Below are 2,669 nucleotides of genomic sequence, written 5' to 3'. Positions count from 1 at the left end.
GCACAGACCCAGCGCGGCGAGGGCCTCCTTGACGACGCTCACGTTGTCCGCGGACTGCCGGTCGGCGCGCAGCTCCTCGAACGGCCGGACCCGCTCCCACACCTCCATGGCGGCCGGCAGATCGCCGCCGCGCAGGGCGTCCAGCATCGCGAGGGACAGGGCGGGGGCGACGTTGACCAGCCCCGAGGTGAATCCGGTGGCCCCGCCGGACCAGTAGGCCGGCGCGTACAGCTCGGCGAGGCCGGCCACCCACACGAAGCGTTCCAGACCCGCGTCGCGGGCGAAGGCGGCGAAGTGCGCGGCGTCCGGCACCGCGTACTTCACGCCGACCACGTTGGGGCAGCGCGCGCCCAGTTCGGCGAGGGCCCCGCCGTCCAGGTGCGGGTTGCGGATGTAGGGGACGACGCCCAGCTCCGGCACCGCCTCGGCGACCGCGCGGTGGTAGGCGATCCAGCCGTCGCGCGAGACATAGGGGTGGACGGGCTGGTGGACCATGACCATCCGCGCGCCCGCCTCGCGGGCGTGAACGGCGGCGGCCACGGCGGCCGGCACGTCGTGGCCGACGCCGACGACGATCGTCGCCCGGTCCCCCGCCTCCTCCACCGTCACCTCGGTGACGGTGCGCCGCTCCTGAGGGGTCAGCGTGTAGAACTCCCCGGTGTTGCCGTTCGGGGTGAGGGTGCGCACGCCCGCGTCCAGCAGGCGGCGCAGCAGCACCCGGTGGGCGGCGAGGTCGAGGCCGCCGTCGGCGTCGAACGGCGTCGCGGGGATCGCGACGACGTCGGCCAGTGCTGCCCTGAGAGGAGTGTGGTCCGCGTGCGCCATCGAGGCCGCCCTTTCTTCTCCGTGACGATGTCCGTGCACCTGCGTCTGCTGGGCCCGACCGCTCCCTGTCACATGGCGGCCTCCTCCTCGGGGAACGCCCGGTGGACGAAGGAGGCGATGTGGTCGTGCAGGGCGCGGGCCGCGCCGTCCGCGTCGCCGGCCCGGGCCAGCCGCAGGATCTCCCGGTGCTCGGCGGCCTCCCGCTCCCAGGAGGGGATGGCGCCCCACACCACCGCGGAGACGAGCGCTGCCTGGTCGCGGACCTCGTCGAGCATCCGGGCGAGCAGCGGGTTGCCGCAGGGCACGTACAGGGCTCGGTGGAACTCCCGGTTGGCGAGGCTGCGTTGGGCGTTGTCCTCGGCCTCGTCGGCCCGCACCAGCGCATCCGCGGCGACGTCCAGGGACGCCTGGCGGGCGATGGTGCGCCGCAGCGCCTCCGGCTCGAGCAGCAGGCGGACGTCGTACACCTGGTGGGCCATCGCCGCGTCCACCTCGCGCACGGTGACGCCCTTGTACTGGCTCATCACCACGAGCCCGGTGCCGGCCAGCGTCTTGAGCGCCTCGCGCACCGGCGTCTTGGACACCCCGAACCGCGCGGCGAGCTCGGCCTCCACCAGCGCCTGACCGGGCACGAGCTGCCCGGTCAGGATGCCGTGCTTGATCGCGTCCAGTACGTACTGGGTGCGCGAGGGGATGGGAGCGGGGGCGGCGAAGGCCATGGGCTCTCTTTCGTATCCGACGTATCGCGTCTCATATATGACGTACGAAGTACGACGCGACGAAGCTAGGGCCGTGGCGTTGTTTCGTCAACGCTTCGGACGAGGAAAACCCGTGTTTCCGGGGGGAGTTGTGCCGCACTAGGTGCCCGTAGGATGTCGGGATGCAGCCGCCGGCCTGGAAGAACCACCGCGTCCTGGTCGCCGTGTGGGCGGTGTTGTGCGGGGCGAGCCTTGTCGCCACCCTCGCGCTCGAAGCCTCCCCGGCACCGGTCCCGGCGCCCGCCTCGCGGGAGCCCGGGGGACCTGTCGGCGCCGAGTGCGCCGCGTACGTCGCGGACGTCGAGAGGACACTGACCGAGGCCAGGCAGGAGGGCCGGTCGGTGGACGTGCGGAACGTCACGCGGGCCGAGGCCGGCGCCGAGGACTGCGACGCCGCCGTCCGCGACCGCCTGGCCGGCCGGCGATGACCCCGGGGCCCGTGGCGACCCGCCACGGGGCCGAGGGTGTGCGATGACGTCGCGGCCGGACGCGTGAAGCGGAAGAGGGCGAGGCCTCCCCTCGGCATGCCGAACGGCATCGTCCTGCTGGCGACAGCGGACGGGTGGCGCCACAGCGTCTCCACCGTGGAGGGCGGGCTGCTGTGCGGACGCCTGGAGGACGTGCCGGTGGACGCGGACCCGGGCGAGGCGCGGGCTGCCGCGGCCACCAGGGTGCGGGAGTTCGCACGGGACCTCCACGGGACCGAGGTCGAGGTGACGTGGGATCCGCCGCGGGAGCCCGCGTCGTGGACCGGCCGCGTCGTGCCCGCGGCGGGAGGCGACGGCACCCCGGCCGCGTGAGGGCGCGGGGCCTGGCGGCGGCGCGCGCTGGCCGGGCCACGGCCGGCGTCAGGCACGGCAGTTGGGCCCAGCGGCAGCCACCGGGCTCCGGGACGGCGGCCGGACTCACGGGCGGTGATCGGGCGCGGGGAAGGCGGCCGGGTCCAGGCGCGGCAGCCGGCCCCAGACCCGGCGATCGGAATCCGGGACGGCGATCAGGCTCTGGAACGGCGGTCGGACTGGCTGGCGGTGATCGGGCTTCGGGACGACCGTCGGTCTCAGGCACGGCAGTTGGGCCCAGGGGCGG

5 protein-coding genes are annotated in these 2,669 nt (G+C 74.6%); 2 read left to right on the top strand and 3 right to left on the bottom strand.

Translation table 11 applies throughout. The features are described 5' to 3' along the window. A partial coding sequence (locus ACOV8S_RS04265) for a dihydrodipicolinate synthase family protein (RefSeq protein WP_448316179.1) occupies positions 1-825 on the bottom strand: 825 nt, incomplete at its 3' end. A 68-nt stretch (positions 826-893) separates the two neighbouring features. Further along, positions 894-1,544, bottom strand: a complete 651-nt coding sequence (locus tag ACOV8S_RS04260) for a GntR family transcriptional regulator (RefSeq protein WP_382549890.1) — start codon at positions 1,542-1,544, stop codon at positions 894-896. 161 nt (positions 1,545-1,705) lie between these two features. Here ACOV8S_RS04260 and ACOV8S_RS04255 point away from each other — a divergent pair, with 161 nt between their 5' ends. After that, positions 1,706-2,011, top strand: a complete 306-nt coding sequence (locus ACOV8S_RS04255; protein WP_448316178.1) for a hypothetical protein — start codon at positions 1,706-1,708, stop codon at positions 2,009-2,011. A 96-nt stretch (positions 2,012-2,107) separates the two neighbouring features. Further along, positions 2,108-2,383: a hypothetical protein gene (locus ACOV8S_RS04250; protein WP_448316177.1), complete on the top strand. Its 276-nt coding sequence runs from the start codon at positions 2,108-2,110 to the stop codon at positions 2,381-2,383. 105 nt (positions 2,384-2,488) lie between these two features. Here the strand turns inward: ACOV8S_RS04250 and ACOV8S_RS04245 are convergent. After that, a partial coding sequence (locus ACOV8S_RS04245) for a hypothetical protein (protein WP_448316176.1) occupies positions 2,489-2,669 on the bottom strand: 181 nt, incomplete at its 5' end.

This window comes from Streptomyces sp. CO7, from assembly GCF_053474865.1.
Note: the sequence above shows the minus strand (reverse complement) of the source record. Positions and strands in the feature narration are given on the sequence as shown.